We start from the raw sequence: 26,215 nt of genomic DNA on the forward strand, positions 1-26,215 counted from the left end.
CGCGGCGCGGCCTGATCACATCCAGGGAAACGCGCGCCGCCGTGCGCGGCGCGCCTTTGGCTCGGCTTGTCTCATCGACGAGCGTGCGAGGAGGACGAACGTGTATCCACAGCTCGCCATCGAGGCGGCAGCGCAGTCGGACGTGGGTCGGCGCCGGAGCCGCAACGAGGACAGCTTCGCGGCGCTGCCGTGCCTGGGGCTCTTCATGGTGGCCGACGGCCTGGGAGGCAACGCGGCGGGTGAGGTCGCGTCGCGGATGGCCATTGAAGTGGCCAAGAGCTGCTTCGACGTGGATGAGGATCTCGAGGAGACGTGGCCGCTCGGCACGTCGAGGCCGCGCGACCGGGACGAGGTGCGGCTGGTGCTGAGCGTGCGGCGCGCGAACCGGGCGATCTACGAGGCGAGCCAGCGGCAGGACGAGATGCGCGGGATGGCGACGACCTTCGCGGGCGTGCTGCTGGGGCCGGGCATGGCGTACATCGCGCACGTGGGCGACTCGCGTGTGTACCGGATGCGCGAGGGGAAGCTGGAGCGGCTGACGCAGGACCACACGCTGCTGGAGGAGCTCCTGCGGGACGGGGGCTGCTCGCTGTCGGCGATCGAGGCGCTGAGCGACCGGGCGAACGCTGTGACGCGGGCGCTGGGCTGCGACGAGAGCGTGGCGATCGAGTCGCGGGTGGAGGCGACGGTGCCGGGGGACGTGTTCCTCGTGTGCTCGGACGGGCTGTGGGGGCCCGGTGCCCGAGGAGCGCATCGCGGGAGTCCTGGAGGCGCACGGGGAGCTGAGCCTTGCGGCGAGCCTGCTGGTCGACCTCGCGAACGAGCACGGCGGGCCGGACAACGTGACGTGCGTACTGGCGCGGCTCGGAGGGGGGTGACGTGCGCGGCGGCGACGTGCTGCGGCTTTCGCTGACGAGGCCCGGCGCAGGGCGGCGCCGCCCCGGGCCGGGTGGGTCAGGGGTTGTAGCGGCGGCCGCTGCGGTAGCTCGCGATCGCGAGCTCCACCGGGCGGAAGAGCGGCTCGGGGAGAGCGTCGAGAGGATACCAGGCCCAGCCGGCAATCTTGTGGGGCTCGCGATCCTCGGGCTCGCCCTCGAAGTCCTCGGCGAGGAGCTGGATATCCACGTAATGCTTGCCGTAGGCGATGAGGTTGCTCAGGCACAAAAACGAGAGCTCTCTGACGACGAGGCCGCTCTCCTCGAGCACCTCGCGGACCGCGCAGGCCTCGAACGACTCGCCAAACTCGAGGTGGCCTCCACACCACGAGTAGCTGCCGTCGCCGTGGCTGCCGCGCCGCCGCGCGAGGAGCACGCGGCCATCGCGCACCAGCATGACACCTACGCCCACCAGCGGACGATCCGCGGCGGGAGCTCCGACGATCGGGGGGGATCCCACAGAATACCTCCGGGCCGCGCGCAAGCGCTGGCGCGGGCGCTGTAGCACAGGGAGGCCCGCGGTCGCCGATGCGCGGGAGGTTTCAGGGGGCATGGCGGTGGAGCGAGAGGTGATTGACTTTTCAGTGAACATGCGTAGCGTGCCGGGTCCGATGGATGCCGCCCTTCCCTGGGAGCTGAACCCCGTCCTTGAGCCGAGCCGGCTCGTCCTGCTGGCGCAGACGGCGGTCAATGTCCGCAACAAGGCGTTCAGCGAGGCGAACCGCGAAGAGGGCGATACAAGCTGGGGCATCGGCTGCAAAGCGCACGAGCGGTTCGGTCATGCCCTCTGCAGGCTGGCAGAGAGCGGAAAACACCCGTGGCTGACCGTGCAGCGAGACGGGCTGTACCTGATGCCCCATATCGAGGGGGTCGCGGTGCGCGTGTACCGCGGGCCGGCCGATAAACCGTCGCAGAGACACCTCGAGGCCGCCCGCAGCGAGCACAACCGGCGCAACGAGCCGCGACAGATGACCTTCTCGTTCCTCGGACAAGAATCCGAGCCGGATGGGCCGTGGTTCTGGATGATGGCCGTCGAGACGGACGTCGAGGGGAGGGCGCTCCGCGCCGTGTTCTTCCAGGCCAACGAGGCGGGCGGGACCCGAAACGCATGGGAGGCGCCGGTCGAGATGGCGCCCGCTGCGCCTGCGCCCCAGCCGGGAGACAAGCCGGCGCGACCGGCGCGACCGGCACGACCGCGCGCGGCCGCGGGCCAGCCGGCGAAGGAGGCGCTCCTCTCGCGCGACGGACAGCCGCTGTTCCGGGCGCAGACGATGACGCTGCCGCTCGTGTCGCAGCCGAGCTGACCCTCGGCGCCAGGCGCGGATCAGCGGGCAGGAGGGCTGTCCGAAGGGGGAGAGCCCTCGCCCCGGATGTTCGGCTCCGCGCGGAGCTCGCCCTCCAGGATGGTGACGGCCTGGCCGCCCAGGTCGACGCGATCGCCGCGCAGGCGCACGCGCACCACGCCGCCCCGCGCCGAGGCCTGATAGGCCAGCATCTCGGCCTTGCCGAGGCGCGCAGCCCAGAACGGCGTCAGGCAGCAATGAGCAGAGCCGGTGACCGGATCCTCGTTGATGCCCGCGGCAGGGGCGAAGAACCGTGAGACGAAATCGAAGTCCCGGGACGAGCTCCGGCTCGTGATCATGACGCCCCGCGCGGGCAGCGTCGCGAGGAGGCCAAAGTCGGGCGTCGCCGCGCGGACCTCATCCTCCGAACCCAGCAGGACAAGGTAGTCGAACGCGTTCCTGCCAATGTAGAGCGGCTCCACGCGGAGCGCCTGTGCGAGGCCCGGGAGCGGATCCTCCTTCTCTTCCCGCTTCGCCGGGAAATCCAGCTCGATCCAGCCGCCGTCGCGGCGAGAGGCGGTGAGCAGGCCGCTCTGCGTGAAGAAGCGAGCCTGCTCGTCGCGCGCGAGCAGGCCTGCCTCCCACAGCACATGCGCGCTCGCGAGCGTGGCGTGCCCGCAGAGCGCGACCTCCACCGCCGGGGTGAACCAGCGGAGATCATGGCCGCCGTCGCCGCGGGCGACCAGAAAGGCAGTCTCCGAGAGGCTCATCTCGCGCGCCACAGCCTGCATCCACGCCGCGGGGCGCGCCTCGGGCAGGACGCAGACCGCCGCCGGGTTGCCGCGGTACGGCTTGGCCGTGAACGCATCCACCTGGGTGATCCGAAGGCTCATCGCGGACGATTACCGCGGTCGTGCTCCGCGGTCCACGCCGAAGCGGCCGACCTCGGACTCGTATGCTGGAGATCACCGAGATCCGTAGTGCGCGGACCCGTCGTTACACCGGCATTCCCATCGTCCGGAGGAGCGCGTTGTGCTCCTCCGTGAAGCGTCCGTTCGGGCCGCGCAGCACGAGCGGCGCCTCGTCGCGGCACGACGCCACGTCCCCGGCGCGGCGCAGGGCATAGACCGAGAACAGCGCGGCCCTGCCCTCCTTCGGGACGACGTCGCGCCACGCCTCGAGCGCGAGCCCCGCCGCCGCCGCCGCCGCCTCGACCCGCCCCCGCTGCCGCGCCGACGCGCAGGCCACGAACGGCGCGCCGGGAGCGAGCAGCCGCGCCGCCGCGAGGCAATAGTCCTCCACGCCGCCCCGGTGCTCGAAGCGGCACGGGCCGCGCTGGACCCGATCGGACTCGATGCCTGTCCCGACCGGCAAGTACGGCGGCGTCCCCGTCACGAGGTCCGCCGGCCCGAGGCCGTCGAGCACCGCAGGGTCGCGCAGATCCCCGGACCGGACCTCGCAGCGCACGTCGACCCCGTTCCACGCGACCGAGCGCCGCGCCATCGCCGCGCTCACCTCCTGCGCCTCCACGCCCGCGCAGCGCGCGTCCGGAAAGCGCCACGCGGTGAACAGGAGCACCGTGCCGATCCCGCACCCGAGGTCCACGGCGCGGCGCGGGGGCGCGTGCCCCACCCGTTCGGCCGCGAACCAGGCGGTCACGAGATCGTCGGCCGACCAGCGGTGGCCGTCGAGCCGCTGAAGGATGCGGAAATCGCCCGAGAGATAGCAGAGGTCCTCGCCGGGGCCGGGCCAGACCTCCGGCCGCTCCGGCGTCACCGGCCGCGGCCCAGGGGCGACCCACCCGGGCGGCCGGCGCGCGGGCCGTACGACCCCGCCGCGCGGCGCGAGGGATGGCTGGACGTCGGGGGGAGCGCTCATCGGCCCCATGTACCACGCCCCGCCGGCTCAGGGGCCCGCTGAGCCCTCCTGCGCGGCGCCAGAGCTCGTACAGGTGTCCTGGAGCGAGGGATCATCGCAGAAGATGCACGGGCTGTCCTCGCAGTCCGGCGCTGGACACGACGCCGGGCAGGTCGGTTCGTTCGGGTCGCAGTTGATGACCTGCCAGGTGAGCCAGCTCGTGTCATCCGGGTCGGCCGGGCAATTGCACCTGCGGCTGTCGAAGGCGTGCGACGCCACCATGGTGATCGTGTGACACTCCCGCTCCGGCGTCATCCCGTCCGTCGGGAGCTGGTCCACGCTGAAGCCCCACTTGACCGTGATGGGGCGCTGTCCGCCAGCGATGGTCCCCGCCCCGAACGGCATCGGCGTCGGGGACACGATCCTCCGGTACGGGTACCCGTCAGAGCCCTTCCCATAATCGATGTACAAGGCGACCTGCACGGGGTCGCCGTTGTCCTCGGAGAGCACCGACGCGCGGAAATCCATGGACCTGTCCTGCGGATCGATGTGCACGGGGATGTGCGGCGAAGGAAAGACCGCCGTGAGGACCGGCGCTGTCTTCTCGGGGTGCTCGTACTCCGGCGGCGAGATCACGAGGCAACCTGCGGCCGACACGGCGAGCGCCGCGGCCCCGAGCGAGCGCGCGAGCGCGGCAGAAGAACGCGGGCGCGCCGCGGGGACGGCAGCGCGGAGGAGGGAAGGGCAGGTGGGAGCGGTCATGATGGCGCTGTGGAGGGGCGGAGGGGGGTGGGGTCAGGGCCGGACGCCGGAACTGTATCTGTCAGGGCGACGCGCGGTTGGAGATAGCTGCAATCCGACCGCCGCGGCGCGCGGCGGCGCCATCGACCCGCCGCCGGGCGAAGCGCCGGCCGCTCAGCGCACGAGGCCGAGGCTCGGCCCACGGGGAGCGAGCGCGTGAGGGCCGGCGCGGAGAGTCGAAGGGCTGCGCCGGGGGATCACTTGCGCGGGCTCGCCGGCGCGCTCTCCAGGGCGTAGACGACCTTCACCTGCGTGCCGAACGACACCTCGCCGGGCGAGACGGGGGTGCCCATGTCCGCGGCGTACGAGGCGGCAGCGAGGCGGGGGGCGTGGATCGGGCCCTGGTCGACGATCTCGCTGATCGCGACGACGCGGCCGAGCGAGACGCCCTGGAGCCTGGCGAGCGCCTCGGCGCGAGCCCGCGCGTCCGCGATCGCCTTCTCCCTCGCCTGCGCCTCGAGCGGGTCGGTCTTGTCGAGGCCGAACGAGATGCCCCACACGTTGTTCGCGCCGGCGGCCACGGCGGCGTCGAGCACCGCCCCGACCTGGTCGAGGTTGCGCACGACGACCATCACCGTGTTGCTCACCTGATAGAAGTGCGCCGGCGGCGCCGGCTGGGCCGGCGCCAGATCGGGCGGCGCCAGCGGCTTCTGCGCCGGAGGCGGCGCCGGCTTCGGCCCTCGTCCAGCGGGCGCCGCGCGCCCCGCGGGCGCCGCGGCCGGCGCAGAAGCCACGGCCGGCGCGGGCGCCGAAAGGGGCTGCGGGGGATGCATCCAGGGCGGCACGTCGGCCGACCGCACGAGCTGGATGGAGTAGTTGCTGGTCTGGATGTCCTTGTCGGCGACGCCGGCATTCCTGAGCGCCGCGATGATCTCGGTCATGCGCGCAGCGGCCGACTTCGTCGCCTCGGCCACGGTGGGCGCCATGACCTCGATGCCCATCTGGGCGCGGGCGATGTCGGGCCTCGCGCTGACCTCGCCCCGGCCGACGACCGTGATGGTGTGGGACTCCGGAGCGACGGCCTGGGGCGGCGTCGCCTGCGCCGCGCACGCGGCGAGCAGGGGCGCGGTCGACAGCAGGAACGCGGCGAGACAAAGCCGGCGCGACAGAGAGCTCTGGTTCTTCATGCCCGTGCAACGCGCGACGCCCGCGCCGCCTTACAGGGCGCGCCGGGCGCGCCGGGCACAACAGAGCGCGCCGGGCGCCGCGCGGGGGATGCCCGGAGGGGGCCGCATTGCCCCCCCGTCGGCAAGCTGTTCCACGGCGCGCCGGGTGCGCTATGGTCGTTCACGTGCTCACAATACCCAGCGATGAAGAGGCCCTCGGAGGTCTGCAGGGGGCCACGATCCCCAGCGACCTCTCGCCAAGCATCGGCTACCGGATCGTGTCGCGGGCCGGGGCCGGGGCGATGTTCGTCTCGTACTACGCGGTCCGCACCGCCCCCGAGGGCGAGACCCCCGTCGTCGTCAAGGTGCTGAGGCCGTCGCTCTTCCGGCAGATGGGTCCGTCGGCGGCCGTCATCGTGAAGAAGGAGGCGGTGTCCCTCGGCCGCCTCAACGAGCAGGTCCCCCCGACCCCCTTCGTGGTCCGGCTCATCGACACCGGCACGTTCGAGGTCCGCCGCGGCACGAAGACGCTCGACCTGCCCTGGATCACGATCGAGTACGTGCACGGCGGCGTCCAGGGCGTGACGCTCCGCCAGCGGGTGCAGGGGACGATCCAGGCCACGGGCCACGCGTTCGATCCGGCGCGCGCGACGCGCGCGATCGAGTGCATCTCGAGCGGGCTGTCGGCGGTGCACGACGTGGGCGTCATCCACCGGCAGCTCACGCCGGAGAGCATCCTGTGCTGCGGCTCCGGCGACGACGAGCTGTTCAAGATCAGCGACTTCGGCATGGCGCGGCCGCGCGGCATCCGCGAGACGATCATGGCCGGCGTCGTCGGCGGCTCCGGGGTCGCGCCGCCGGAGATGCTGTCCGCCGATCCGAGCACGATCGGCCCGTGGACCGACATCTTCAACCTCGCGTCCGTCATCTTCTTCCTGCTCACGGGCGAGCAGTTCATCGTCGCGGAGTCGCAGGCGCAGGCGCTCATGGCGGCGATGGCGCGCACGCGCCGGAGCCTCCTCGAGACGCGGTGGCTCCACCCCGCGCTGCGCGGGAACGACCAGGCGTGCAAGTCGATCGACTTCGCGCTCCGCTGGGCGTCCGCCGGCGAGGCGCAGGAGCGCCTCCAGGAGGCCGTGGCCGTGGCCGCGATGCTCTCGCCGTACCTCCGCCCCGCCTCGCCGGTCTCGGCGCTGGAGCAGCGGATCGTGGCGAGCGCGGGCGAGCAGCGCACGCGCGCCCAGGAGGAGATGGCGCCCATGACCCTCCCCGGGACGCACGTGAAGGCGCCGGTGCAGCTCAAGGGGGAGCTCGGCCAGACGCTGCTCTCGCCGCGCCAGCCGAGGGGCGCCGCCGCGGATCGCGCGCCGGATCGCGGCGCAGATCGCCCGAGCACGGACCGCGCGATCGAGGCCGAGCTCATCAGCGCGCCGCCGCGCGCCAGCCGGGAGCCGCCGCCGCGGCAGTCGTCGTTCATCGTCGAGCGCTGGACGTGGAGCGTGCTCCACCACCCGAGCCTCGACTCGGTCATCCGGAGCGTGGCCTGGGACGGCTACGGCCGGTGCCTCGCGGCGGCGACGGGCGGGCTGCTCTTCTGGAACGGGACGAGCTGGAGCGAGGCGTCGTCCGGCGGCCTCCCGAGCCCGCAGGGCGTGCGCTTCGTGCACCGGATCGGGCCCGGCCGCTGGCTGCTCGGCGGCGACGCCTCGACGCTGGCGGTGTACACGACGGGCGGCGTCACGGGCGTCTTCCAGCTGCCGGGCGAGCCGCAGAGCCACGTCGCGCTGAGCGGCGACCTCGAGGACATGGGCATCCTGGTCTCGACGACGCCGAACGATCCGCGGCCGCTCCTGCACGCGTTCATCGCCAAGCGCTGGCTGCGGCCGATGCCGGCCGAGGGGGTCGCGCTGCTCGCCGCGGTCGCGCGCGTCGAGGACGAGCGGTGGCTGCTCGTCGGCCGGTCGACCGCGGGCGAGGGGCTGGTCGCGCTCTACGCGCCGCTCGACTGGCACCTGGAGCGCATCCCTGCGCCGCCGGCGCGGGCGTTCGTCGCGTGCGCCGGGCGGCCCGATCTCGGCGTGGGCATCGCGGTCGGCGCGGACGGGAGCGTGGTCTGGCGGTACGGGCAGAGCGTCTTCACGGAGCACATCGAGCCGCGGCGCGCCCTGTCGGCGGCGACGATCGACGCGGAGGGCCGCGCCTGGGCGGGCAGCGCGGGGCGCATCTGGGTGCGGCGCGGCGGCATCCCGCCGATGGCGGGGACGTGGGAGTGCGTCTGGGAGAACGACGCCTGGGTCGGCCCGGTCGTGTCGCTGTTCGTCGACTCGGAGGTGGTCGTCGCGATCACGGCGGACGGCGGCATCATCGAGGGGCGCGTCACCGGCTGACGGTCGGTCGCGCGCTGCCCGCTGTCACGCGCGCGCTCCTCCCCGGGGCGGAGCCGGGTTACCCGGCGCCCGGGGGCGCGCGGTGCCTCGCCACGACGATCGTGATGTCGTCGTCCGGGCTCGAGCTCCAGCTCTCGACGTCCCTCACGATCCGGTCGCGGATGAGCTCGACGGGCGCGTCCTGGGAGACCTCGACGGCGGAGCAGAGCCGCTCCAGCCCGAACTGCTCCTGCTCCGCGTTGCGCGCCTCCGTCACCCCGTCGCTGTAGAGCACGAGGAGGTCGCCGTCCTCGAGGCGGAGCTCGGCGTCGTGGGTCATCGCGTCGATCGACGGGAGGACGCCGACCCACATGCCGGAGCTCGGGACGCACTCGCACCGCCGCGTGCCCGCGCGGCACACGACGATGTCGTCGTGCGCGCCGGCGAACGTCACCCGCCCGCTGCGCTCGTAGCGGAGCAGGAGCAGGGTCGCGTGCTCGTCGCGCTTCAAGCGCTCCCGGACGTTCTCGTAGATCGCCCCGTTCAGCGCCGAGACGAGCTCGCCCGGGCTGGCCATCGGATCCCTGCGCGTCATGGCCGCGACCATGCTCTGGATCATCAGCATGACGAGGCCCGCCGCGAGCCCGTGCCCCGCGACGTCGCCGATCCCGAGCCACCCGCCCTCCTGCGTCGCGATCACGTCGTAGTAGTCGCCGCCGACCTCGGCGGCCGGCTTCATCACGGCGCAGAGCTCGAGCCCCTCCACGTGCAGCCGCGACGGGACGAGCGTGGTCTGGATGCGCTCCGCGACGAGGCTCTCCTGGCGGACCCGCTCCTGCTCCAGCCGCTCGCGTATCTCCACCTGCCGGACGATCTCGCGGTGCATCGACACGGCCTTCATCGCCGAGCCGATCTGCAGGCGCACCGCGTCGTAGACCACCTCGTTCGCGCCGCTGTTGACGAGCGCGACGCCGAAGTGCTCCGCCTCGCCGAACGTGAGCGGCATCGCGATGACGCTCCAGCGCTCGGCGGAGCCCAGGAAGCCGGGCGGCGCGAGGCACGAGGACGCGAAGGTCGCGGGCGGCGGCTCCACCTCGCGGCTGTTCTCCATCAGGAAGAGCGACCGCAAGGTGGCGTGCTGCGGGTCGTCGTAGAGCGAGATGGCGACGCGCGTGAGATCCACCCTGGGCAGCTCCGTCGCGAGCGTGCGCCGGAGCGTGGGCATGCTCAGGCTGGTCGAGAAGCACCTGCCGGTCCAGCTGAGGTGGATCGCCGCGCGCTCCAGGTGCAGCCGCTTCTCGCCCTCGGCGCGCGTGGAGGCGTGGCCGATCAGGGTGCGGGACGCGTGCCAGAGCCGCTCGAGGTCGTCCTCGGGGGCGCCGGCGGGCGCCCGGCGGACCCGCGCGCGGAGCAGCGTGATCGCGCCCTGGAGCTGGTCGAGCGCGACGCCCTCGCGCCCGGCCGCGTCGAGGAGGCCCTGGAGCGCCCGCAGGAAGCGGCCCTCCTGCCCGGCGAGCTCCTCCTCGAGCGCCGAGAGCAGCTCCCGGGGCCAGGCCCTGAGCGACGCGGCGGAGGCGGTCACGGACCGCGCGAGCGCGCGCTCCAGGTCCTCCCGCTGCTCGGCGGTGGAGAGCGGCTCGCCGCGCGAGGGCGCCCCGGCGGACGCGCGCGGGAGGGCGGCGTAGTAGCCGCAGCCGCACGACTCGCGCCGCGTGAGCTCGACCGGAAGCAGGCTGCACTCCGGCACCCGCTCGCCGCCGAGCTGGCGCACGACCGTCGTGACCGCGAGCGCCCCGAGCTCCTTGATCGGCTGGCGAACGGTCGTCAACGACGGCCTCGTGACGCGCGACACGGCGACGTCGTCGAACCCGCACACGAGGACGTCGCCCGGGACGTCGACGCCGTGCGCCTTCAGCGTGTCCATCGCGCCGAGGGCCATGTTGTCGTTGCCGGCGATGACCGCGTCGAAGTCGACCCCGCGCGCGAGGAGCTCGCGCATGGCGCGGCGGCCGCCGTCGATCAGGAAATCGCCGAACACGAGGAGGCGCTCGTCGTAGGGGAGCGCGCGCGCTTCCAGCGCCCTCCGGTACGCCCGGGCGCGCAGCTTCGCCTCCTCGTTGTTGACCGGCCCGCTGATGTACACGATGCGCCGGCACGCGTGGTCGTCGAGCACGTGTGCGACCGCCGCCTCCACCCCGAGCGCGTTGTCGACGATGACGCTCGGGATGCCCTCCATCGCGAGCCCCACGCTGCACATGGGCAGGGACGCGTACGATCGGCAGAACGCGTACGCTCCCTCGACGCCGAGGTGCTTCGTGAGCGCCGACGAGACGATCACCAGCCCGTCGACCATCGCCGCGCCGACGAGCGCATAGATGCTGCCCCGGGCGTCCAGGGTGCAACCCCGGCGGGCGCCTGTCTCCCCGAAGGCGACGACGAGGTTGACGTCGTGCGCCTGGGCGGCGCGCTCGACGCCGAAGCGCACCTCGGACTGATACTCGCCGCAGAGAGAGTCGGTCAGGAGGGCGATCGTGGGCCGCTTCGCCGCCATGCTCGAGCGCTCCCGGCTCACGCCTCGTCGATGGACACGAGGCTCGGGGACATGCGCTGGAGGGCCGCCAGGCTGCGCCGCTGCCACCCGAGCCGCGCGTCCGTGACGAACCTGATCTCGCACCCGAGCCCGTGGGCGGCGACGCCGCAGATGAAGGCGATGAACGCCTTCAGGCAGCTCGAGTTCAGGAAGTACAGGGCGCGTATGTCGAACTCGACGGTGGTCAGCGAGAGGCGCTTCACCTCGTGCTGGACCTCATTGCAATAGCTGCCGAGCGGCGCGGCCGCCGCCATGTCGCCCGTCCCGGTGAGCTTGATGCTGAGCCGATCGCCGTTGAGGGCAGGCTCGATGCCGAAGCTCTCGGTGACGACGGGCTCAACCCTTAAGCTGCTCATTCAGCCTCCACCGCTCGAGCGGCGCGTGCGCGATGATCGTGAGCTCGTTGCCCTCGATCTTGTAGTCGACGTCGAGCCCTCCCTCGGCGCGGACGCGCGCGAGGCCCAGGCCGGAGACGCCCTCGATCATCGCAGTCTCCGTGATGAGCTCGTCGTAGTGCTTCAGCGGGTCGCTCGCGGTCTTCAGGTCGAGCAGCCGCTTCTCGACCTCCCGCAGGCGCTCCGGGGACGCCTCGTTGCGCGCGCGGATCTTCATGATGTGCGACCTGTCGTCCTCCTCCAGCGCGAGCTCGAGGCTGACGCGAGGGCCGGTGGAGTACTTGGTGATGTTCTCGGCGAGCTCATGCGCGGCCATGTAGAACCGCGAGCTCACGTTCGCGTCGTCCAGCACCGCGCCGCAGAAGCTGGACACCAGCCGCAGCACCGCCGTCGCCAGGCGCTCGCTCGGAAAGAAGGTGATGCAGAGGAATAGCGAAGCGCTCTGCGTTGGTTCGGGGGATGACACAATCTGTCATTATACGCCGCCCTCGCGCCGGATCCAACCGGGGACTTCCGCGAGCGGCGTGACGGCGTGACGGCGGTCACGCGCGTTTTCGTTCGCGTTCCCGCGCGCGGTGTCGAGCGAGGCCGTGGAGACGCGCGAGAGGGATGGACCCTCCCGGCGCGAGCGCTGACGCTGTCCATGGGTGTAATGCGCTTCGCCGACGGGGCGAACGGCGCGCTTCACGTGGGCCGTGACGTGACGCGGCGCGCTGTCGCGATCGAGTGGCACGTTCATTGATGTCATCTCGGCGCCCATCGATGGCGAGGTGTGTCCGTGGATCCGGTCGGGTCCCCGAGCGCCTCGCGCACAACTGCCGTCGCCTGCGGGAGAGATCCCGGCGGGCAACCCCACCAGGAGGTTATTGCTGTATGAAACGACGACCCCTCTCGCCCGGGCCGCTCGGGCCACCCGTCCGCCGCGCTCGCCGCTCGATGGCGATATCGCGATCGCGCGTGCATCCCCTCGTGAGGCGCGGCATCGTCGCCGGAGCCGCCGCCGCGACTCTCAATTGTAGCTCAGGGCCCGGGGCGGAGCGCGACATCGCGCAGGGAACCGGCGGCATCGACGATGTGGGGGAGGGCGACTCCGGCGATTCGCCCGCTCTTGGTCACGCTCTTGCCACGGCTCGCGCGGCGCTCTCGAGCGATGCAATGGTGTGCGTCTCGATCCAGCGTGGAAGGCCTGGCACGGTGAGAGATGCGACACTGTGGCAAAATGCTCCAACGTGGAGCGACTCGGCGTCTCCGAACCTCTCGACGGGATCCGCCGGGAGCGCGGGCCGCCGCCGGTCCGTCGTGCAGTTCGACCTCTCTCCCGTGCCCACAGGCGCGACGGTCGTCTCTGCGTCGATGATCTTCCATCAGACGTACAAGGCCGAGCGCAGCGCGATCAGCGTTCATCGGGTCGTGGTCCCGTGGGAGGAGCGCACCGCCGCGTGGCGCAGCGTCGGCGACAGCGGCTTCGAGCGGGAGAGCGCGGCGACGATCGCGGCCGAGGCAGGCGTCGGCGCCCGCGCGGCGGACGTGTCGTCGCTCGTCCAGGCGTGGGTGCGCGGGACCGCGCCGAACCACGGCGTGCTCCTCGACGAGGCGACGGCGCACCGTACCGACCTGAGGAGCAGCGAGATCGGCAACGTGGAGGAGCGCCCCCGGCTCGACGTCTGCTACGTGACCTGCTCGGACGGCGCGAGGAACGGCCTCGAGGCGGGCGTCGACTGCGGTGGGCCGCACTGCGCTCCCTGCTCGGGCGCGACGACCGGCACGTCGAGCACCGGCGCGGCGAGCACCGGCGCGGCGAGCACCGGCGCGGCGAGCACCGGCGCGGCGAGCACCGGCGCGTCGAGCTCCACGGGCGATCCGTGCGCCGACCCGGCCGCGCTCCCGCCGGATCCGTCGCCGCCCGAGCGGCTCTCCGAGACCGGGCTCTATGCCGATATAGCGACCCGGTCGCGCGCGGCGAACACGCTCGAGTTCCGCCCCGCTTTCGAGCTCTGGTCGGATGGGGCAGCCAAGCGGCGCTTCGTGTACCTGCCGCGCTGCTCCACCGTCGACACGAGCGACATGGATCACTGGTCGCTGCCGGTGGGGGCGCGCTTCTGGAAGGAGTTCCGCGCCGAGGGGGTGGCCGTGGAGACGCGGCTCATCCACCGGTTCGGACCGGGGATCGACGACTGGTTGTTCGCCGCGTATGCGTGGGATCCGTCGGGGAACGACGCGTTCCTTGTCGAGGACGGCGTCGAGGACGCGCGCGGGACCGCGCACGACATCCCGCGGACCGCGGACTGCTGGGAGTGCCACGGCAAGCTCCCGGAGCGCGTCCTCGGCTTCAGCGCGCTCCAGCTGAGCCACCATGGCCCGGGCGAGACGATCACGTCGCTGAGCAACGCCGGACGGCTCACCGTGCCGATGCCGGGAGGGGTCCGCCCGCCGGGCGACGCGACGGCGGCCGCGGCGCTCGGGTATCTCCATGTGAACTGCGGCAACTGCCACAACAGCGCCGGCGTCGCGACCCTGCGGACACGCCTGCTCGCGGCGAACACCACGGTGGAGAGCACCGACATCTACACGACGGGCGTGGGCGTGACGCCCAGCTTCTGGGAGCCCGGCGTGGTCCACAGGATCGCCGCGGGAGATCCCGAGTCGAGCGCCGTGGTGCGGCGGATGGCGCACCGCGGCTCCAGGGCGCAGATGCCGACGATCGGGTCGGAGGCCATCGACACGGCGGGGCTCGCGACGGTCCGCGCGTGGATCGAGGGTCTGCGGCCGCCGGCCGGGGCGGCGAGCGGCGCCGGCAGCAGCGCGGCCAGCGGCAGCGCGAGCGCGAGCGCCGGCAGCGGGAGCTCAGGCGCCGGCGGTGCGAGCACCGGCACCGGCGCGGGCGGCGGGAGCTCCGGCACCGGGAGCTCCAGCGCGAGCACCGGCGGCGGCAGCGCCGGCCCCGCGTGCTCCGGGGTGCCGCGCCTGAAGCTCACGCAGATCGCCTCCGGCCTCGAAACGCCCCTCTTCCTCACGAGCCCGCCGGGCGACACCTCGAGGATGTTCGTCCTCGAAAAGGACGGAGTCGTCCGCCTCATCAAGAACGGTGTCCTCCTGTCCACGCCGTTCCTCGACCTCCGGGGCGGGACCTCGTGCCCGCCGTCGCATCCGGCGAGCGCACACCCGCTCGTGTGCACGCCCAGCCCGACCGCGGAAGGCGGGCTGCTCGGGATGGCGTTCCACCCGAGCTACGCGACGAGCGGCAGGTTCTGGCTCTTCTACACCGCCGCGCCCAGGGGCAACGTCACGATCGCCGAGTTCCGCCGCTCGGCCACGAACCCGGATGTCGCCGACACGTCGGCGGGGAGCCTGCCTGTCCGGACGCTCCTCGATGCGAGGCACGGCGGCTGGAACCACGTCGGCGGTACGCTCGCGTTCGGACCGGATGGCCATCTCTACGCGTCGGTCGGCGACGCGGCCGTCACGCCGTACTCGACCTCTCCGGCCAAAGAACTCTCGTCGCCCCTCGGCAAGATCCTGCGGATCGACGTGACGACCGGGCTCGGGCCGTCCGGCAATCTCTCCGGCGCAGGGGTGAACCCGCTCGTGTGGGATCACGGCCTGCGCAATCCGTGGCGCTTCAGCTTCGACCGGCGCACGGGAGACCTCTACATCGCCGACGTGGGACAGAACGCCTGGGAGGAGCTCAACATCGAGCCGGCCCGCACCGGGCGGCGCAACTACGGCTGGCCGACGATGGAAGGCGACCACTGCGTCTCATCCGGGTGCTCCCGCGTCGGGGTCGCGCCCGCCGTGGAGCACAGCCACTCGAGCGGAGAGGGCGGCTCGATCACGGGCGGCCACGTCTACCGCGGCTCGGCCATTCCGTGCCTCCAGGGGAGGTACGTTTACGGCGACTACGGGACACACCGCTTCTGGACGCTGCGGTGGGACGGCGGGGCGGTCCGGGATCACGTCGAGATCACGGCGGACCTCGCGTCGAGCCTGCCGGCGGCCTCGTTCGGCGAGGACGCCGCCGGCGAGCTGTACGTGGTGATGCTCACCGGGGAGGTGTTCCGCATCGATCCGAGGTGAGGCCGAGGTGAGGCCGAGGTGAGGCCGAGGTGAGGCCGAGGTGAGGCCGAGGTGAGGGCGCCGCGTCGCAGGGGGTGGCTCGCCCGCGAGCGCAGGGCTAGCCGGCGAGCTGCCCGTACCCCGCCCGGAGCTTCGCGAAGCGCGGGCGCCACGCCCTGCTCTCGGCGAGCAGCGGCGCGGTGCGCGCGAGCAGCAGCGCCACGTCCTCGGGGCGGCCGGCGTCGAGCAGGGCGCGCGCGCGCCAGTAGAGGAGCTCGACCCGCTGGTCAGCGCTCAGTCCGCTGCCGAGCTCGCCCGGCGGCTCCCCCTCCTCGCGCATCGTCGCCCGGGTGCGCGCGCCCTCCATGCTGTACCGCGGGTCCCTCACGGCGAGCTGCATCACGCCGAGGAGCGCCTGGGCGTACGGCGGCAGGTCCGCGACCGCCCCCTGCGCCCTGAGCCATCGGAGCTGCCGGCTCGCGTCCGCGTGCTCGTCGCGCATCGCGTGGATCCGCGCGAGGAGGAGCGCGCTGCTGTAGACAGGCCGGTCCTTGAACTGCTCGTCCAGCGAGCGCACCTGCCGCACGAGGGGCAGCGCGTCGTCCTCGCGCCCCCAGAGGTAGAGCAGCTCCGCGAGCTTGATCGTCGCCTCGCGCTCGGCCCAGGTGTTGGCCTCCTCGCGGGCGAGCCGGACCGCGCGCCTGAGGTCGGCCATCCCGCGATCCGGCGCGTCGAGCGCCGGCCAGAGCTCCGCCCGGCGGACGAGCGCCGCGCAGAGGTGGACCCGATCGCCGCGCGCCTCGCAGCTGCGCACCGCCTCGTCGAAGCGCTGCTCCGCCTCGTCGAGGTGGCCGCACCGCATGAGGACGCAGGCCAGCAGCGTCAGCCCGGTCACGTGCGTGTCGTGGTCGGCCTCGCGGACCCGCTCGGCGCCCTGCGTCAGCCGCTCGAGGGCGTCATCCAGGTTGCCCTTGCGGAACGACGAGCGGCCGGCGGCGACCTCGAAGCGCGCGGCGAGCGCCGGGTCGACGTGGCCTTCGCGGACGTCGAGCAGCGGGATCACCTCCTCGACCCGCGCCGCCGACTCCTCCCAGGCGCCGGCCCAGTCGAGCGCCGTCGCCTCCTCGAGCAGCGCCTCCGCGATCATCCGCGGATCCTTCATCGTGCGGGCCAGCGCGCCCGCGGAGCGGAGATCGTCGAGCGCCTCGCCGGTGCGCAGGACGCGGTAACGCACGCGCGCGCGGCCGAGCAGCGCGAGGTAGCGCTGGCGCTGATCGTCGCCGTCGGCCCAGAGGAGCGCGGACGAGTAGTGGCCCTCCGCCACGGCGTTGTTGTGCCGGTCGCGGTGCAGATCGCCGAGGATCAGGTACGCGTGCGCCGCGCGGGCGTGCGCCCCGGCGGCCGCGGCGTGCCACGCGACCGGCTCGAGCAGATCCGGCGCCCTCGGCTGGGCCTCGGCCAGGCGCTCCCAGACGGCGAGCGCGTGCCGGTGCATCCCCGCGCGCTGCTCCTCCGTGAGGAGCGCGTAGATGGCCTCCTGCAAGAGCGCGCTCCGGAAGGCATAACGGGCGCCCCCGCACGGGGTGCCCTCGCCGCGCGCGGCGTCGTGCACGCCGCGGGGAGCGAGGATCCCCCGCGCGACGAGCGCGCGCAGGCCGCTCGGGACGTCGAAGCGCTGCGCCGCCGCGTCCTCGCGCTCGCCTTCGCGCTCGAGCGCGCGCTGCACGCCCGCCGCCACGTCCTCCGAGAGCTCGAAGCCGAGCACGGCGCAGAGCTGCGCGCACGCGCCGAGCTCGGGCGGGAGCGCCTCGAGCTGCAGCGCCGCGGACCACTGCCACGCGGGCGACGGCGGGAGCTTCTCGAGCTCGGCGGTCGCGAGCTGGTAGCTGTTCGAGCGCGCCCGCAGCCGCACGAGGCCCGCGCGCTTGATCGCGCGGGTGAGCTCCACGAGGCAGCGGGGGTTGTAGCCGGCCCACGCGCAGATCCGCCGGAGGGCGGCGCTCGGCGGGTGCTCCGCGGGCCGGAGGAGCTCCGCGCAGAGGAGGAGCCCGGCGGCGTCGTCGAGCGGCAAGAGCGCGACCCGATCGCGCGCGTGATCGCGGGCGCTCAGCGCGTGGCGTCGCGCCGCGAGCTCCGGCGCGCCGGTGAGGAGCACCCAGAGCGGGAGCTGCGCCTCGCGGCGCGTCGCGAGGTCGAGCGCGTCGAGCGCGGCGCTGTCGGCGAAGTGCGCGTCGTCGACGATCACGACGACGGGACGCTCCGTCGCCCGGCGGCGGAGCCCCTCGGCGATCGCGCGGATCACGCTGCCGCGGCGCGCCGGCAGCGGCCGGTCGGACGAGCCGTCGAGCCAGCCGAGGGAGGCGGCGACGGCGGGCCACACGTCGCCGCCGAGCGGCTCGCCGAGCCGCTCGATGCAGAGCGCGCGCGGGTCGCGGGGCGCCGCGCGCGCGCCGTCCTCCGCGCTGTTCTCCGCGCCGTCGTCAAGGCCGAGCACCTCGGCGAGCAGGGCGGCCGCGGTCTGTCCGGATCGGCCCCCGGTGCGTCCGGAGAGCTCCAGCTCGGCGCGCACCGAGATCACGAGCGCGCCGGGGTGCGCGAGCCGGCTGCTCTCGGCGAGCTCGTCGGCGAGCCGCGACTTGCCGACGCCGCGCTCGCCGATCAGGGCGCACAGGCCGGGCCCGAGGCCCGCGAGCGCGCGCTCGCGGCTCCCCTCGACGGCGCTCTGGGGGTCGCCGCGCCCGACGAGCGGCGGCGGCGCGGCGCGCGCTGCGTCGCGCTCGCCCGGGGACAGGGGCGCCTCCTGCGCGAAGAAGTAGCGGCCATCCTCGCTCGCCGCGGCGACGTCGAAGCCGGGGTGCGCGGTGACGAGCTCGGCGCTGAGCGCGATCCCGCGCCACGGATCCGCGGGGAGCCACGCCTCGGGTCGCTCCACGGCGAGCCCGGTGACGGCCTGGACGCTGTCGCCCTCGCGCGCCTCGCGCCGGAGCTTCAGCGGCGCGACGTGGATCGCGAGGGGCGCGCCGACCGACGCGACGATCTCCCGCCCCGCGAGCAGCGCGCGCTCCGCGGCCGCCTCCTTCGGCCCGGGGAAGATCGCGACGAAGCGGTAGCCGCGCTGCCGCGCGAGGTGCCCCTCGTGCCGGGCCACGGCGGCGCGGACCTCGGCCTCGGCGCCGCGGGCCTCCAGCGCGAGCACCACCGTGTCCTGCCGGTCCGAGGAGCTGCTGGCGGCGTCCTCCCCCGCGGCCTCCGCGGCGCCGGCGGCGCCGCCCTCCGGGGCGAGCACCGCCGCGCCTGCCGACGCGAGCGCGGCCCGCAGGCCAGCGGCGTCGTGCGGGCGGAGCGCCCGCTCCTTGGCGAGGCAGGCGAGGACGAGGGCCTCGATGGACGGCGGGATCGGGGCGAGCTCGCTCGGCCGGGGGGGCTGCCGGCCGAGGTGCCCCTGCGCGACGTTCGCGCGATCGCCCGCGAACGGCGGGCGCAGCGTGAGCAGCTCGAAGAGGAGCGCGCCGAACGCGTAGAGGTCCGCGCGCCTGTCGATCGGCTCGGCCCGGAGCCGCTCGGGCGAGGCGTACTCGGGCGTCCCGAGCAGGACGCCGAGCGTGGTGAGCGCGCTGTCCGCCGGGTGGCAAACGACGCCGCGATCGCGCTGCGCGAGGCCGAAGTCGAGGAGCCGCACGCCCCCGCCGGGCTCGAGGAAGAGGTTCTCGGGCGCGAGGTCCATGTGGACCAGGCCGCGCCCGTGCACGACCTGGAGGCAGCTCAGCACGGCGAGCGCGATCTCGAGGGCGGAGCGCAGATCGAGCGCGGCGGGCAGGCCCTCGAGGCGAGCGGCCAGCGTCTCGCCCTCGAGCCGCTCCATGGCGATGTACGCGTGCCCGTCCTCGAGCACGCCGTTCTGGAGCAGGCGCGGCGAGACCGGGGGGCCGAGCTGCTCGAGCGCCCACGTCTCGCAGCGGAAGCGCTCGCGCGCGAGGAGCGGGTGGGCCCGGCTGATCTTGAGCACGGCGGGGGCGCCGTCCTCCAGCCGCGTCGCGCCCCAGACGACCGAGAACGCGCCCGCCGCGAGCGGCTGGCCAACGAGGAAGCCCGCGAGGGACGGCGGCGTCTCGGCGCCGAGATCGATCGGCGCGGCGCGGAGCGGCGCCAGGGCGCCGTCTGCTGGGCAAGGGGCGAGGGCTGCAAGTCGGCGATGGCAGGATGGGCAGCGCGGCAAGAAGACCTCGAAATGACCTCGGAATGGGGGGCCGGCGCGATACGTGGCCGATATTACCGGGTCTCCGCGCGTCACAAGCGAGAAAAGCCACGTTGCACGCGCAGCTTTACGCCCCCGGCAAAAGCGCACGGCGCAGGTCGCACGCGACAGCGTGGGCGTCGTGTCGACACGGGGGGACAGGTGCGGCGAGGGTCGCAGTGCGCGAAACGCGCGGCGGTCATCGCCTGCGAGCGGCGGGGTGGCCTGGTGGGGGGCCGGGTATCCGGCGGACCCACCTGCGGAGAGGCGGAGTCGGGCCGCGCCGGGGGAACGGCAGAGTCCGGTGGCTGGTCGGGGTGCGGCTCGGCGCGCGGGGCCGGGAGCTGTGGTGTATGCTGCGCCGAGAGGTCGGAGGGTTGGATGATCCATCGACAGACAGGCGAGCTCGAGCTCGCATCCGGGGTCCGCATCGGACCCTCGTACTCGGAAGCGCAGTTTTTGTCGTCACCGCTCGCGCGGACGGCCAACGCCCTGAGCCAGGCGCAGCCGTGGAGCGGTTACCGGACGGCGCGCCAGCGCATCGGCTTCCGGACCTTCCGCGTCACGCTGCACTTCTGCAGCGGCAAGATCGCGTGGGTCGAGCTCTTCGAGGTGGGCGCGGAGTCGAAGGCGTTCTGGAACGACTGGTCCGAGAAGGAGGAGGCCGAGCGCAAGGCGAACCACGATGCCTGGCTGGAATCGATCCTCGGTGCGCCGCCGTACGAGTATCCCTGGGGAAAGATCACCTCCCAGTACGACCCGCGGGGCGGCTACAGCAGCATCGTTGTGCGCTTCGCCTAGCGCCCAGGCCCGGGCTGGCTGCCGGCGTCCCTCGGACGGGGGCGCTGCGGCGCTCGCCGGTGAGGGGCGCTACAGCGCTCGCCGGTAGCGGACCTCCGGCAGGCTGCCCGCGCCGACGCGCGCTTGCCGCCGCGCGCCGTCGCGGGCGAAGCCGGAGAGCTCGTAGAAGCGGCGCGCCCGGGTGTTCCCCTCGAGGACCCAGATCGTCATGGTCCGGTGGCGGCGCTGGGCGAGGTCGGCCTGCGCGGTGTCGAGCAGCGCGGCGCCGAGGCCGCGACCCCACGCGGCGGGCAGGAGGTAGATCGTGTAGAGCTCGCCGACCTCGAGGGGGTCGTCGTCGTCGTCGCGCGTCGGTCCGGCGCTCGCGAAGCCGAGCACGGCGTCCGCGGCGCAGAGCAGCCAGGCCCGCGTGCCTGTCGCGGCGCCGTGGCTCAGGATGCGTTGCCAGCTCGCCTCGCGCAGCCGCGGGGAGAGGGCGTTGAGGTCGTCCGCCGGGACGAGGCCGAGGTAAGCCGCCCTCCAGGAGTCGACCTCGACGCGCGCGATGGCGGCCGCGTCTGCCGGCTGCGCCCGGCGGATGACCGCCCTCGTGATCCGCTCCGACATGGTGTCTCGCGTCCCAGTATGCCTGGCGTCGCGGCGCGAGGCGCTGCCGTTGTGTCGTCCGGAGCGCTCGCCGGCCGGGCGCGCCATCAAGCGGCGCCCGACGCCGCATTCATCACGCTGCTCCATCCGCTACCGGCGCCGGTCCCCTAAGGTGCGTGTGTGCGCGGTGACGCAACCGAGCGCTGCAAACGGAGCCGAAGGAGGAAACCATGCTGTGCAAGGAGATCATGAAGAGAGAGATCCAGAGCGTCATGACCGAGGACACGATCCAGACGGCTGCGTGCAAGATGCGCGATGCGAACGTCGGCTTCCTTCCTGTCTGCGACGACCAGGGGAAGGTCCTCGGTACGCTCACGGACCGCGATCTCGCCATCCGGGTGCTGGCCGACAACCGCCCGCTGAGCACGAAGGCGGGCGACGTCATGACCCGCGCGGTGGTCGCGTGCCGGCCTGACGACGAGGTGCAGCGCGCCGAGCAGCTGATGGGGCAGCACCACAAGTCGCGCGTCCTGTGCACCGAGGCGGACGGCCGGCTGGTCGGCATCATCAGCCTGTCGGACATCGCGCAGCGCGAGGACGACAAGAACACGGCGCAGACCATCCGCCGGGTGACCGAGCGGGAAGCGGCTCAGGGGGCAAGGGCGCAGTAGCCGACCCGCGGCGATCGCGAAGGGAGCCGCCTCGACGGGCTTTCCGGGCCCGGGCTGGACGACCTGGCCGGGGCGGCGCCGCGCGAACCGCTCGTCGAGGCGGACCGAGGAGGGCGGCCTCGCGCCGGCACCCAGCGGGCATGACGCCGAGCCCGGGGGCCGCGCGCGGTCACGTCACCTTCCCGGGCCCCGCAGCGCTTCGACCAGCGCCTCGACCAGCGCGCGCACCGGCAGCGAGGGCGCCCGCTCGCCGAGCAGCTCGAGCACGTCCTCGTCGTCCTCGCCGCACGAGAGCTGCACGGCCGCGACCACGGCCCCATCGCGCTCGACCGCCAGGTCGAAGATCCCTTCCTCGTCGCTCACCGGCACGCCGAGCAGCGCCGACAGCCGGCGGCCCAGGAGCTCGGCCAGCGGCTCGTCCCCGTCGAGGCTCGCCTCGTCGGGCTCGATCCTGGCCTGGACCGCGCGCGCCGGCCCCCCGCTCACCTCGGCGCCCTCGCGATCGAGCCGGAAACGCAGGCCACCTGCCTCGAAGAATCCCGTCGTCACGCGCTGGATCAAGGCATGGCGCGCGCCCCCCGGCAAGCCGGTCCGACCGCGAGCGCTTCCGCCGCGGGTCCCGGCGCGGAGTTGCCCCTGGGGCGCCGCAACGACGCGCCCGACGGGGGCTCAGAGCACGCTGACGAGCGGCCCGGCGTCGCCGTCGAGCCATTGCTCGGAGATCACGAAGCTTGTCGAGATCCCGATCTGGCCGCGGTATGCCGAGGTGCCCGCGAGGATCTCGATCACCCTCCGGTCCCCGAGGCGGACGGGGAAGACCACGGAGACGCCCGTCGCGAGGTCCTCGCTGCTGTTCTGGTCCAGCGAGAACCACGCCTCCCCGGCGCTCGCTCCGAGCGTCCTCACGGCGGCCAGCGAGGGCGCCGTGCAGTCGATGCGCAGCCACTCGCGCCGCATCCGCGCCTTGCATGCGGCGCCGCTCCTGTCCCGCGCGAGCCGCACCGGCTCGGCGGCGTCCCACTCCGCCGCCGCGGGCCGTGGCGTCCGCTCGGGCGCAGGCGGCGCCTCCTCCAGCGCGCGCACCCCGGACGCTGCCGCGGCCTCTCCCCCGTCCGGGAGGACTGCCCCCGTCTCCGCCCGAGGTCCGACCGCGGCGCCGTCCGGCTCGGCTGTCCGGGCGATCAGCGACTCCGAGGCTTGCGCCGGCGCGAGCGCGCCGAGCAGGACTGTACCGAACCACAGGAGCTTCTTCATAACGTCCTCAGGAAGGCGACGAGCGCCGCCTTGTCTTTCCTCGACATGTGGCTGGTGCGGCCCATGCGATCCTCGTTCTGCTCGACGAGCGCTTCGAGCGTCCTCGCGGAGCCATCGTGGTAATAGGGCGCTGTCCCGGCGATGAAGCGCAGGGAGGGCGTCTTGTACACCGTGCCCTTCTTTTCCCTGTAGAACCCGGGCCGAGCGACGAGGCCCGGCATCGGGTAGCCTGTCCGATCGGTGTACTCGGTCTCGGGCACATGGCAGCGCGAGCACTGCGCGGCCTCGCTCGTGAAGAGCGCGAAGCCGTGCTTCTCCTCCGGCGTGAGCGGCCTATCCTCCCTCGGCGGAGGCACGAGGCCCTCGCGGAGGAAGCTGGCCAGATAGCTCGCGCGCAGCGAGAGCGCGCCGTCCGCGCCGCCGCCCATCCCCCATCGATGCAGGCCGAAGCCCTCCAGGATGCGCGCGGCGAGGATCTCGCTCTGGGCGTTCCAGCCATAAGGGCCCTCGGCCGAGACGCGCCCTGCGAGCATGGGTGTCTGTCGAGCCACGCCGCCCGCGAGCCCTGCCATCGGCCGGTTGTCGGCGGATCCGAAGAAATTGGCGAAGTCGCCGCCGCTGACCTCGTGCCACACGTGGCCGTCGTCGCGCCCATCGGGGTGACACCCGGCGCACCCGAGCCCGCCGCTCGTGATCCAGTCGGTCGCGTTGTAGAAGAGCTTCCGGCCGATGGCGGTCTGCTCGGGGAGCGGGGGCTCGGCCAGCCGGATGAACGGCACGGGCCCTGGCTCGTAGGGAACACCCGCCTTGTGCTCGTCGAGACGGACGAGGGCGAGGGTGTCGGTAGAGCGGCAGTACACCCAGGCCAACGATTCGTCCCCGGAGAGGGCGACGCCGCTCGGCGCGCCGCACAGGGTCGCCACGCCGGCGTCGCGCGAGAGGGCGTCCAGGGACCCCGGCGCCGCGCCGGCGAGCGCCGGTGAGCTGCCGAGCGGGTACGTATGGAGAGGCCGGAGCGTCGGCTCGACCGAGAGCGCGTCGAGCTCCACCAGGGCGTCGGTGCCCTCGCTGGCCACGAGCAGCGTGCGGGTGCTCTCGCGGTACACGAGGGCGCGCGGCTGGACGAACGGGGCGAGCTCGCTCCTGGGTGCTTCGAGCTCCGGGTCGCCCGGGATGTCGAGCTCGAAGTCCCGCGCGAGCCGGCTCGGGGCGCCCTCGCGGCGGCGAGGCGCGAGGGGCTCGTCGTTGCCCGTGACCAGGACGTCGACCGTGGCGGCGCCGAACCACGAGAGCTCGCCGATCGCGCCGAGCGCGTGGCGCGCGACGAACAGGCGGCGGCCGTCCGGGGAGAGCGCGGCCGCGTATCCGAGCGAGGCAGCGCGCGGCTCGTCCGGAGGGGCGCGGTAGGGCGACGGGGAGAGCGCGATCGGCCTCGCCTGGGGCGGAGAACGCAGGTCGATCCGGGTGAGCGCCGACGACGTGAGGTGCGTGATGTACGCGGCCGCGCCGTCCTCGCGGACCACGACGCCGCGGGGCTCGCGCGGGACGTCGATCGACCAGGCCTTCGTGGCGGTCGCCAGATCCACCGCGGAGACCTTGCCGGTCCACGCGCTGGTGACGATGGCGGTGCGCTCGTCCGGCGTGATCGCCAGCCCCCAGGCGTCGGCCGGCAGCGGCACGCGCGCGACCTCCACGAGCCCCGCGGCCGGATCCGGCCGCATCACGAGCAGCAGCCCGGGATCTCGGATCGTGACGAGCACGCGGCCCTCGAGCGCGAGGACCTGCGCGGGGCGCCCCGGCATCGCGATCGCGATCGGCGGAGCGCTCACGTCGACGGGCAGCGGGATGCGCCGGAGGGCGCGGTGGTCCTCGTCGGCCAGGTAGAGCGCGTCGTCCTGCGGCGCGCGCACGAGGGCGCCGCCGGTTCGCAGGACCGCGCGGAGCTTCGGGGACGGCGGCGGCGGGGACGGTGGTGGAGGAGACGGCGGCGGAGTGGCGGTCTCCTCGGCTCCGGCATTGCGCTCGTCCGGCGCGGTTTGCCTGGAGGGGCTCGAGCAGGCCGCGGCGAGGACCGCGGCGAGAAGGAGAGTCGATGTTCGCGGCTTCATCGGGCGCCCGCAACAACGACAGCGCGCACCGGAGTTATTCCAGGATCCGCCGGATCCGGTTCTCCGCGCCGCGGCCGGCGACCCGACACTGCGCCATGGCGCCGCCACCTGCCCGACGGCACGCGTCACCGGGAATCCCTTGATCTTTGCCTCCTGAACCCCTGGTACGCGATCTGCCATGAGCGCCGCGCATGGGAGACGCCGACATCACCTTGCGCCACCTCGCCCGAAGGCGCCCCGAGGACCTGGTGCGCGCCCTCGTCCCGGAGAGCCGCCCCATCGAGGTCCTCGGCTGGATCGACAGCCAGGTCACCCACATCGAGCGTCGCCTCGACAAGGCCCTGCGCTTGCGAATCGACGGCGAGCCACGCGTGCTGCACGTCGAGTTCTGCTTCGCGCTCCGCGACGACGTTCCGGATCGCGTCTTCGAGTACCTCGGCTTCCTCTTCGCCGCGCTTCGCCTCGAAGCCCCCGGCGAGCCCGTGCCGCCGATCGAGAGCGTCGCCGTGGTCCTGTCGGGCCGCAGGCGGCGCTTGCCGGCGACGGGCAAGCGCCGCATCGCCTGGCCGGGGCGGCCGTTCAGCGGCGCGCACTTCCGCGTCGACGCCGTCTACCAGCGCACGGTCTCCGAGCTCCGGTCGCGCGGCAGCGTGCTCTGGCTGGTGTTCACCCCGCTCGCACGTAACGCGACCGCGGCGGCGCTGCGCGACATCGTCAGGGAGATCCACGCGGGGGCGAAGACCGCAGAGGAACGGGCCGAGCTGTACACGGCGCTCCTGGTGATGGCGACCATCGACCCCTGGGGGCATAATCTGCTGAAGGAGCTCATCATCATGATCGAGGACAAGGAAGAGGGGCTGCTCCGGCGCACGCCGATCATCGGGGAGATGATCATCGAGGCCGAGCGACGCGGCGAGCAGCGCGGCGAGCAGCGCGGCGAGCAACGAGGCGCGGAGCGCGGCGAGCAGAAGGCGATTGCGGAGCTGCTCGGTCGCCTCTTCGCGCGGCGGATCGGGCGCCGACCGACGGCCGAGGAAGAGCGCTCGATCGTCGAGCGAGCCCGCGCGATCGGTCCAGGCGAGGTCGAGGATGCCTTGCTCGATCTCGAGGGCGAGGCGCTGGTTCGCTGGCTCGCGGAGCCGATTCGCCCCTCGTGAGCCGGTCCAGCGCCTGCCT

Annotated in this window: 21 protein-coding genes and 1 pseudogene; 8 read left to right on the plus strand and 14 right to left on the minus strand. The window is 73.5% G+C overall.

Features of this window, described 5'->3' with window-relative positions:
* Positions 1–100 precede the first annotated feature (100 nt).
* The gene (locus tag WMF36_RS11320; RefSeq protein WP_437579615.1) at positions 101–913 is read left to right on the plus strand and encodes a PP2C family protein-serine/threonine phosphatase; all 813 of its coding nucleotides are present in this window, start codon (positions 101–103) and stop codon (positions 911–913) included.
* Positions 914–954: 41 nt separating this feature from the next.
* On the opposite strand, the gene WMF36_RS11325 is transcribed toward WMF36_RS11320, so the two are convergent.
* The gene (locus tag WMF36_RS11325) at positions 955–1,395 is read right to left on the minus strand and encodes a nucleotide triphosphate diphosphatase NUDT15 (RefSeq protein ID WP_437579616.1); all 441 of its coding nucleotides are present in this window, start codon (positions 1,393–1,395) and stop codon (positions 955–957) included.
* Positions 1,396–1,546: 151 nt separating this feature from the next.
* Between WMF36_RS11325 and WMF36_RS11330 the strand changes: the two genes are divergently transcribed.
* Positions 1,547–2,239: a hypothetical protein gene (locus tag WMF36_RS11330; RefSeq protein ID WP_437579617.1), complete on the plus strand. Its 693-nt coding sequence runs from the start codon at positions 1,547–1,549 to the stop codon at positions 2,237–2,239.
* A 20-nt stretch (positions 2,240–2,259) separates the two neighbouring features.
* Here WMF36_RS11330 and WMF36_RS11335 read toward each other — a convergent pair whose 3' ends face one another.
* From WMF36_RS11335 to WMF36_RS11350, 4 genes are all read right to left on the minus strand, one after another.
* Entirely contained in the window at positions 2,260–3,111 is an 852-nt protein-coding gene (locus WMF36_RS11335; protein ID WP_437579618.1) for a PhzF family phenazine biosynthesis protein, read from the minus strand.
* A gap of 103 nt (positions 3,112–3,214) precedes the next feature.
* Positions 3,215–4,096 carry a tRNA1(Val) (adenine(37)-N6)-methyltransferase gene (locus WMF36_RS11340; RefSeq protein ID WP_437579619.1) on the minus strand — a complete coding sequence of 294 codons (882 nt, stop codon included), beginning with the start codon at positions 4,094–4,096 and terminating at the stop codon, positions 3,215–3,217.
* 27 nt (positions 4,097–4,123) lie between these two features.
* Complete coding sequence (locus tag WMF36_RS11345) at positions 4,124–4,837, minus strand: hypothetical protein (RefSeq protein WP_437579620.1); 714 nt, start codon at positions 4,835–4,837, stop codon at positions 4,124–4,126.
* 236 nt (positions 4,838–5,073) lie between these two features.
* Positions 5,074–6,003, minus strand: coding sequence for an SIMPL domain-containing protein (locus WMF36_RS11350; RefSeq protein ID WP_437579621.1), 930 nt, complete (start codon positions 6,001–6,003; stop codon positions 5,074–5,076).
* 164 nt (positions 6,004–6,167) lie between these two features.
* On the opposite strand from WMF36_RS11350, the gene WMF36_RS11355 reads away from it, so the two are divergent.
* The gene (locus tag WMF36_RS11355) at positions 6,168–8,369 is read left to right on the plus strand and encodes a serine/threonine protein kinase (protein ID WP_437579622.1); all 2,202 of its coding nucleotides are present in this window, start codon (positions 6,168–6,170) and stop codon (positions 8,367–8,369) included.
* Positions 8,370–8,427: 58 nt separating this feature from the next.
* Here the strand turns inward: WMF36_RS11355 and WMF36_RS11360 are convergent, their stop codons facing one another.
* The 3 genes from WMF36_RS11360 to WMF36_RS11370 are packed head-to-tail and all read right to left on the minus strand — an operon-like array spanning position 8,428 to position 11,799.
* Positions 8,428–10,899, minus strand: a complete 2,472-nt coding sequence (locus tag WMF36_RS11360; RefSeq protein ID WP_437581894.1) for a SpoIIE family protein phosphatase — start codon at positions 10,897–10,899, stop codon at positions 8,428–8,430.
* 17 nt (positions 10,900–10,916) lie between these two features.
* A complete protein-coding gene (locus WMF36_RS11365; protein WP_437579623.1) occupies positions 10,917–11,294 on the minus strand; it encodes a hypothetical protein in 378 nt (125 codons plus the stop codon).
* Positions 11,275–11,799, minus strand: a complete 525-nt coding sequence (locus tag WMF36_RS11370; protein ID WP_437489736.1) for a hypothetical protein — start codon at positions 11,797–11,799, stop codon at positions 11,275–11,277. Before WMF36_RS11370 ends, WMF36_RS11365 begins: the two co-directional genes overlap by 20 nt.
* Positions 11,800–12,488: 689 nt before the next feature.
* On the opposite strand from WMF36_RS11370, the pseudogene WMF36_RS11375 reads away from it, so the two are divergent.
* Positions 12,489–12,941, plus strand: a pseudogene (locus tag WMF36_RS11375) (DNRLRE domain-containing protein); the annotation flags it as partial.
* Between the two features lie 59 nt (positions 12,942–13,000).
* Here the strand turns inward: WMF36_RS11375 and WMF36_RS11380 are convergent.
* A complete protein-coding gene (locus WMF36_RS11380; protein ID WP_437582068.1) occupies positions 13,001–13,186 on the minus strand; it encodes a hypothetical protein in 186 nt (61 codons plus the stop codon).
* A 172-nt stretch (positions 13,187–13,358) separates the two neighbouring features.
* On the opposite strand from WMF36_RS11380, the gene WMF36_RS11385 reads away from it, so the two are divergent.
* A complete protein-coding gene (locus tag WMF36_RS11385) occupies positions 13,359–15,407 on the plus strand; it encodes a PQQ-dependent sugar dehydrogenase (protein ID WP_437581895.1) in 2,049 nt (682 codons plus the stop codon).
* A 97-nt stretch (positions 15,408–15,504) separates the two neighbouring features.
* Here WMF36_RS11385 and WMF36_RS11390 read toward each other — a convergent pair whose 3' ends face one another.
* A complete protein-coding gene (locus WMF36_RS11390; protein ID WP_437579624.1) occupies positions 15,505–19,602 on the minus strand; it encodes a serine/threonine-protein kinase in 4,098 nt (1,365 codons plus the stop codon).
* A 399-nt stretch (positions 19,603–20,001) separates the two neighbouring features.
* On the opposite strand from WMF36_RS11390, the gene WMF36_RS11395 reads away from it, so the two are divergent.
* Positions 20,002–20,421: a hypothetical protein gene (locus WMF36_RS11395; RefSeq protein WP_437489746.1), complete on the plus strand. Its 420-nt coding sequence runs from the start codon at positions 20,002–20,004 to the stop codon at positions 20,419–20,421.
* A gap of 69 nt (positions 20,422–20,490) precedes the next feature.
* Here the strand turns inward: WMF36_RS11395 and WMF36_RS11400 are convergent, their stop codons facing one another.
* Positions 20,491–21,027, minus strand: a complete 537-nt coding sequence (locus WMF36_RS11400) for an N-acetyltransferase family protein (RefSeq protein ID WP_437579625.1) — start codon at positions 21,025–21,027, stop codon at positions 20,491–20,493.
* A gap of 209 nt (positions 21,028–21,236) precedes the next feature.
* Here WMF36_RS11400 and WMF36_RS11405 point away from each other — a divergent pair, with 209 nt between their 5' ends.
* Entirely contained in the window at positions 21,237–21,677 is a 441-nt protein-coding gene (locus tag WMF36_RS11405; RefSeq protein ID WP_437489751.1) for a CBS domain-containing protein, read from the plus strand.
* 174 nt (positions 21,678–21,851) lie between these two features.
* On the opposite strand, the gene WMF36_RS11410 is transcribed toward WMF36_RS11405, so the two are convergent.
* From WMF36_RS11410 to WMF36_RS11420, 3 genes are all read right to left on the minus strand, one after another.
* A complete protein-coding gene (locus tag WMF36_RS11410) occupies positions 21,852–22,226 on the minus strand; it encodes a hypothetical protein (RefSeq protein ID WP_437579626.1) in 375 nt (124 codons plus the stop codon).
* Between the two features lie 120 nt (positions 22,227–22,346).
* Positions 22,347–22,931, minus strand: a complete 585-nt coding sequence (locus tag WMF36_RS11415) for a hypothetical protein (RefSeq protein ID WP_437579627.1) — start codon at positions 22,929–22,931, stop codon at positions 22,347–22,349.
* Positions 22,928–25,039: a hypothetical protein gene (locus WMF36_RS11420; RefSeq protein ID WP_437579628.1), complete on the minus strand. Its 2,112-nt coding sequence runs from the start codon at positions 25,037–25,039 to the stop codon at positions 22,928–22,930. The genes WMF36_RS11415 and WMF36_RS11420 overlap by 4 nt, the downstream gene beginning before the upstream one ends.
* A 191-nt stretch (positions 25,040–25,230) precedes the next feature.
* On the opposite strand from WMF36_RS11420, the gene WMF36_RS11425 reads away from it, so the two are divergent.
* Positions 25,231–26,196 carry a hypothetical protein gene (locus tag WMF36_RS11425; protein ID WP_437579629.1) on the plus strand — a complete coding sequence of 322 codons (966 nt, stop codon included), beginning with the start codon at positions 25,231–25,233 and terminating at the stop codon, positions 26,194–26,196.
* The last annotated feature ends 19 nt before the right edge of the window (positions 26,197–26,215 follow it).

The organism is Sorangium sp. So ce887, from assembly GCF_051521455.1.
Lineage (GTDB): Bacteria > Myxococcota_A > Polyangia > Polyangiales > Polyangiaceae > Sorangium.